Source organism: Bradyrhizobium sp. ORS 375 (assembly GCF_000239775.1).
Taxonomy (GTDB): Bacteria; Pseudomonadota; Alphaproteobacteria; order Rhizobiales; family Xanthobacteraceae; genus Bradyrhizobium.
This window is the reverse complement of the sequence record NZ_CAFI01000382.1, coordinates 1-6265: the sequence shown is the minus strand read 5'-3', so window position 1 is coordinate 6265 and position 6265 is coordinate 1. Positions and strand designations below refer to the sequence as shown.

The window sequence follows — 6265 nt, the reverse complement described above, 5'->3', positions numbered from 1 at the left end:
AGACACCAGCTTCGGGGTGTCAGGCCGCTGCGACTTCACGTCCGCAGACGATCGTTCGTCCGCACCCTCGTTGCCGAGCATGCTGCGATCTCCCGCGGCCACCGCATCCCCGCCTCGCGTGTCGTGACGATCGCGCGCAACGCCCCCCCGATCGAGGCGGGATGGGCATACACAATCATGAATTCCGAAAAATAGCAAGATAATTATTTTTCACAGAATCTTTCTGCGGCCGGCCCCGGAGCCTGTCCCTGCCGCGCTAGGGAGCGTCTGCGCCGCCGCCGCGGTCTCAGATCGATCGCTGATTGACCCGCTTCGACAGCTCCTCAGCGCTCTCCTTGCGTTCGGAATAGCGGTCGACCAGATAGTCCGCCCGGTCGCGCGTCAGCAGCGTGAACTTCACGAGCTCCTCCATCACGTCCACGACGCGGTCGTAATAGGCCGACGGTTTCATGCGATCGTCGTCGTCAAACTCCGCGAACGCCTTGGGCACCGAGGACTGGTTCGGGATCGTGATCAGGCGCATCCAGCGCCCGAGCACGCGCAGCTGATTGACCGCGTTGAACGACTGCGAGCCGCCGGAGACCTGCATCACCGCGAGCGTCTTGCCCTGCGTCGGCCTGGTGGCACCGAGCGACAGCGGGATCCAGTCGATCTGGGTCTTCATCACGCCGGTCATCGCGCCGTGACGCTCCGGCGAGCACCACACCATGCCCTCGCACCAGGTCACCAATTCGCGCAATTCGTCGACCTTCGGGTGGTCGGGCCAAGCGTCGTCGACCAGCGGCAGCCCGTGCGGGTCGAAGGTTCGCGTCTCCGCGCCAAAGCGCGCGAGAATGCGCGCCGCTTCCTCGGTGAGCAGACGGCTGAACGAGCGCTGCCGCAGCGATCCGTAGAGCAGCAGGATGCGTGGTGGATGGGAGGAGAGCGCAGGCTCCAGCAGCTTGGCGCGGTCGATCGGTTGGAAGCAGCCTTCATCCAGCTGCGGCATGTCATCGGGCAACGCGGCACCTCAGAGTGCGATCGGCCTCCGGCCGTCCGTGGTGACAGCGGGATCGGACCGAGTGGCCGTACGAACGGCTCGATGCAACATGGCGGCCCTGATCAGGCCGGTCAACTCTGGGACGATTAATGGACCATAATCGGGACGCAATCGTGGCGACAGACGGCGCCGCCTGCGGGGATGATCTGCGACCGCGCGCGAGATTGTATTCGCCTGAGAGGGAGCGCGGTCTCGCTTTGCGAGACGCGCGCTGCCTATCGCGTAGTTGGGTGATGACGTCGCTTAGTTGCGAACGCTGCCGACCGTGATCGGTGCGACCAGCGCGGCGCTGCGGCGGTGGTGGGTGAGCACGGCGAGCTGGTGCGGAGAGGCGGTGCTGTCGGCATTGATGGCGACCGTCTGCTGCGCGGCAGCCGAAGCGCCGATAACGGTGAGCTGGTGCGGAGTGGCGGGCAGCGCGCCGACTTCGTAGTTCGGCAGCTCGCCGGCCATGGCCGCGCCGGTCAGCAGCGCGAGGGCAACGAGGGAGCCGGGAATGATGTGCTTGATGGTCATCGGGAGGTCCTTCTGTGACGATGATCGGCTGCATCAATTGCAACCGTTTTCGTTTCCTTGGACGCTCCCTAGCGCTGTGGGAGTTATATGCGTTGCAGCATGATTTGACAATTCATGGATTTGTGACGCGGTTAAAATGGCAGCGATGTACCTGCGATGATGGGATCGAGGAATGACCTCATTTGCGATTTGAATTGGTCTTGGAATGGAGTTGCGCACGAGCGCGCCAGATTGAAACAAAATCCTGAGAGGCCGACCGCGCGACGAACGAGCGTGCGCGTCCTCGCAACGGCTTTCGCTTGCAATCGCGATTCGCACGCCGCGTGCGCGTGCAATCGTCGCGCATTCGCAAAAGTTTGAATTAATTGTCACAGATCGCCGGCCCCTGCATGGCTTCGCTTGGCTCGCAATGACGGGGAGTCTGCCAGTGGATCCGCTCTTGGCCCGATCGCAACGCTACGGCAGAGCAATGACGGCCCCATCAATCCACGAACTGATCGCGCGTGTAGCCCTGGGCGTAGAGCAAAGCTGTGAGGTCGCCGTGGTCGATGCGGGCTGACGCTGCGGCGGAGACGGCGGGCTTGGCGTGATAGGCGACGCCGAGGCCGGCGGCTTCGATCATGCCGAGGTCGTTGGCGCCGTCGCCGACGGCGAGCGTGTCGATCGCGTCGAGGTCGAACGACTCGCGCAGCTCGATCAGCGTCGCGAGCTTGGCGTCGCGGCCGATGATGGGCTCGCGCACCTCGCCCGTGAGCTTGCCGGCGTCGATGACGAGCTCGTTGGCGCGGTTCTCCTGGAAGCCGATCTTGGCTGCGATGGCGCTGGTGAACAGCGTGAAGCCGCCGGAGATCAGGCAGGTGTAAGCGCCGTGGGCGCGCATGGTCATCACCAGCTGGCGGCCGCCCGGCGTCAGCTTGATGCGCTTGGCGAGCACCTCGTCGACGACGCTGACCGGCAGATCCTTCAAGAGCGCGACGCGCTCGCGCAGCGCCGGCTCGAATGCGATCTCGCCGCGCATCGCGCGCTCGGTGATCGCGGCGACGTGGGACTTCAGCCCGGCAAAATCGGCCAGCTCGTCGATGCATTCCTGGCCGATCATGGTGCTATCCATGTCGGCCAGAAAAAGCTTCTTGCGCCTGACCGCCTCAGGCTGCACGACGATGTCGATCGGCATGTCGCCGCGCAGGTCGCGCAGCCGCGCCTCGAGCTTGTGGACCTCGCCGTCATGCGAGAACGGGATGTCGATGGCGACCTCGTCGAACAGCCAGCGCGGCGTCCCCGGCTGTGGCAGCACGGCCAGGAAGGCCTCCACGATCGTGGTATCAAGCGCGGGGTCGGCGGGATTGCAGATGAAGGTGGCGACGAGAGACATCAGGTGACTTCGCTAAGCGACAACAAAGCGGTGCTTATCGCAGGGCCGACCGCCAGCGGCAAGTCGGCCCTGGCGCTGGAACTTGCGCAAAAAGCGGGCGGGGTCGTCATCAACACCGACTCGATGCAAGTCTACCACGATCTGCGGGTGCTGACGGCGCGGCCGACACCCGAGGAGGAGGCGCTGGTCCCGCATCGGCTCTATGGCCATGTCGATGCGTCCGTGAACTACTCGGCCGGCCACTATGTCCGTGATGCGGCTCAGCTTCTCGATGATGTCAGGCGCCAGCGCCGGCTGCCGATCTTCATCGGCGGCACCGGGCTGTACTTCAAGGCGCTGACGCGGGGACTGTCGGTGGTGCCGCCGGTGCCGGACGAGGTGCGTGAGGTGGTGCGCCTCAAGCTCGATCGCGACGGCGTCGAGGCGCTGCATGCCGAGCTGGCGCGGCGCGATGCCGCGGCGGCGGCCCGGCTGAACGTCCGCGACCGCAGCCGCATCGCCCGGGCGCTGGAGGTGATCGAGGCCACCGGTCGGCCATTGGCCGACTGGCACGCGGAGACCTCGCCACCGCTGCTGCCGGAGGGGAGCTATCGCGCGCTGTTCATCGCGCCCGAGCGCGAGGCGCTGTATGCCAGGATCGACGCGCGGTTCGAGACGATGCTGGAGGGCGGCGCGCTGGATGAGGTGGAGCGGCTCGCCGCGCGCGGGCTCGATCCGCTGCTGCCAGCGATGAAGGCCCACGGCGTGCCGGCGCTGATCCGCTACATCCGGGGCGAGATCTCGCGGGAGGAGGCGGCCACCATCGGCAAGGCCGACACGCGGCATTATGCCAAGCGGCAGTTCACCTGGTTTCGGCACCAGCTGCCGGAGTTCGAGTGGACGAGCCCGGAGGCGGCGAGGGGGTGGGTGAGGCCGATTTGATCGTCATCGCGAGGAGCGCAGCGACGAAGCGATCCAGAGTCCTTGCGTGGCCCTGGATTGCTTCGCTTCGCTCGCAATGACGGCGAGTTGTCCAAATTACCGCTCGCCGAACCGCAAAATCCGCGCTACCTTGACAAAATCGCGCAGACGAGCCTCGCTTTGCCTTGACATCAAGGTCACCATGGTTATGTTCGCGCAACCTTTGGGAAGCCAGCTCGCCGTCATGCGCAATTTTATTGCCATCCTCCTTATCGTAGTCGTACCCAGGCGCATCGCCGGGGATGGCTAGCGGCCATCCAAAATCCGAGCGGTGCGCAGGGCCTTCCAGGGCCCTTTTTTATTGCCCGAACCGACCCCGACCACCTGAACCAACCGAACCCAGCCGTCCGAACCGACCGACAAAACGACAAGCCGCTGAGACCAGCGATCCGGAGCCTGCCATGACCGACAAGAGCCACGATCCGAACCAGATGACCGGCGCCGCGATGATCGTGCGCGCGCTCATCGACCACGGCGTGCAGCACCTCTTCGGCTATCCCGGCGGCGCGGTGCTTCCGATCTATGACGAGATCTTCCAGCAGAGCGAGGTCGAGCACATCCTGGTCCGCCATGAGCAGGGCGCCGGCCACGCCGCCGAGGGCTATGCGCGCTCGACCGGCAAGCCGGGCGTCGTGCTGGTGACCTCAGGCCCCGGCGCCACCAACATGGTGACGCCGCTGGCGGACGCGCTGATGGATTCGATCCCGCTGGTCTGCATCACCGGGCAGGTGCCGACGCATCTGATCGGCAACGACGCCTTCCAGGAGTGCGACACGGTCGGCATCACCCGGCCCTGCACCAAGCACAATTGGCTGGTCCGCAACGTCAACGATCTCGCCAAGGTGCTGCACGAGGCGTTCTACGTCGCGACCTCGGGCCGGCCGGGCCCGGTCGTCGTCGACGTGCCGAAGGACGTGCAGTTCGCGACCGGCACCTATCATCCGCCGCGCAAGTCCGACGTCCACGTCTCCTATGCGCCGCGCGTCAAGGGCGACGCGATGCAGATCCGCAAGGCGGTGGCGCTGCTGGCGTCCGCCAAGCGGCCGGTGATCTATTCCGGCGGCGGTGTCGTCAATTCGGGGCCGGAGGCGTCGAAGCTGCTGCGCGAGCTGGTCGAGGTCACGGGGTTCCCGATCACCTCGACCCTGATGGGGCTGGGCGCCTATCCGGCGTCCGGTCCGAATTGGCTGGGCATGCTCGGCATGCACGGCACCTACGAGGCCAACATGACGATGCATGATTGCGACGTCATGCTGTGCGTCGGCGCGCGCTTCGACGACCGCATCACCGGCCGCACCGACGCGTTCTCGCCGAACTCGAAGAAGATCCACATCGACATCGATCCGTCCTCGATCAACAAGAACATCCGCGTCGACGTGCCGATCATCGGAGATTGCGGCGACGTGCTCGCCGACATCCTGCAGTTGTTCAAGGCCGAGGCGAAGAAGCCCGACATCAAGTCGTGGTGGCAGGAGATCGCGGTCTGGCGCGCGCGCAACTCGCTCGCCTACAAGCCGAACCGCGACGTCATCATGCCGCAATATGCGATCCAACGGCTGTTCGAGCTGACGCGCGGGCGCGACACCTACATCACGACCGAAGTCGGCCAGCACCAGATGTGGGCGGCGCAGTTCTATGGCTTCGAGGAGCCGCACCGCTGGATGACCTCCGGCGGCCTCGGCACCATGGGCTACGGCCTGCCGGCGGCGATCGGCGTGCAGGTGGCGCATCCCGACAGCCTGGTCATCGACATCGGCGGCGACGCCTCGGTGCAGATGACGATGCAGGAGATGTCGACGGCCGTGCAGTACGAGCTGCCGGTCAAGATCTTTATCCTCAACAACCAGTACATGGGCATGGTGCGGCAATGGCAGCAGCTGCTGCACGGCAACCGCCTGTCGCATTCCTACTCGGAGGCGCTGCCGGACTTCGTCAAGCTCGCCGAGGCCTATGGCGGCGTCGGTTTGCAGGTGTCGAAGCCCGGCGATCTCGACGGCGCGATCAAGGAGATGATCTCGGTCAAGAAGCCGGTGCTGTTCGACTGCCGCGTCGCGGCGCTGGAAAACTGCTTCCCGATGATCCCGTCCGGCAAGGCGCACAACGAGATGATCCTGCCGGCCGAAGCCTCCGATCCGGCCGCCGCGTTCGCCGGCGGCAAGGCGCTGGTGTGAGGATCGATCGTGAGCATGGCGCCCACACCGAACTCCGCTGTCATCGCCCGGCTTGACCGGGCGATCCAGTACGCCGCGGCCATCGTGAGTCCCACGACGGCCGCGGCGTACTGGATGCCCGCCTTCGCGGGCATGACGCGGTGGTGCGGCAGCGGCGCTCTTCACCTCTCCCCGCGTGCGGGGGCGCGACGAGCTTCGCTCGCGCTG

Annotated in this window: 6 protein-coding genes; 3 read left to right on the top strand and 3 right to left on the bottom strand. The window is 65.6% G+C overall.

The window, feature by feature from the left end; all coding sequences use genetic code 11:
- Positions 1-286 precede the first annotated feature (286 nt).
- From arsH to serB, 3 genes are all read right to left on the bottom strand, one after another.
- Positions 287-988 carry an arsenical resistance protein ArsH gene (gene arsH / locus BRAO375_RS26180; protein ID WP_009030456.1) on the bottom strand — a complete coding sequence of 234 codons (702 nt, stop codon included), beginning with the start codon at positions 986-988 and terminating at the stop codon, positions 287-289.
- A gap of 294 nt (positions 989-1282) precedes the next feature.
- Positions 1283-1555: a hypothetical protein gene (locus BRAO375_RS26175; RefSeq protein ID WP_009030455.1), complete on the bottom strand. Its 273-nt coding sequence runs from the start codon at positions 1553-1555 to the stop codon at positions 1283-1285.
- A 481-nt stretch (positions 1556-2036) separates the two neighbouring features.
- Positions 2037-2927 (bottom strand): phosphoserine phosphatase SerB, encoded by an 891-nt coding sequence (gene serB / locus BRAO375_RS26170; RefSeq protein WP_009030454.1) that lies wholly within the window; start codon positions 2925-2927, stop codon positions 2037-2039.
- A gap of 3 nt (positions 2928-2930) precedes the next feature.
- On the opposite strand from serB, the gene miaA reads away from it, so the two are divergent.
- The 3 genes from miaA to BRAO375_RS38420 all read left to right on the top strand — a co-directional run.
- Entirely contained in the window at positions 2931-3848 is a 918-nt protein-coding gene (miaA, locus tag BRAO375_RS26165; RefSeq protein WP_009030453.1) for a tRNA (adenosine(37)-N6)-dimethylallyltransferase MiaA, read from the top strand.
- Positions 3849-4288: 440 nt separating this feature from the next.
- Complete coding sequence (locus BRAO375_RS26160; protein WP_009030452.1) at positions 4289-6058, top strand: acetolactate synthase 3 large subunit; 1770 nt, start codon at positions 4289-4291, stop codon at positions 6056-6058.
- A 9-nt stretch (positions 6059-6067) separates the two neighbouring features.
- A partial coding sequence (locus tag BRAO375_RS38420) for a hypothetical protein (RefSeq protein ID WP_210161276.1) occupies positions 6068-6265 on the top strand: 198 nt, incomplete at its 3' end.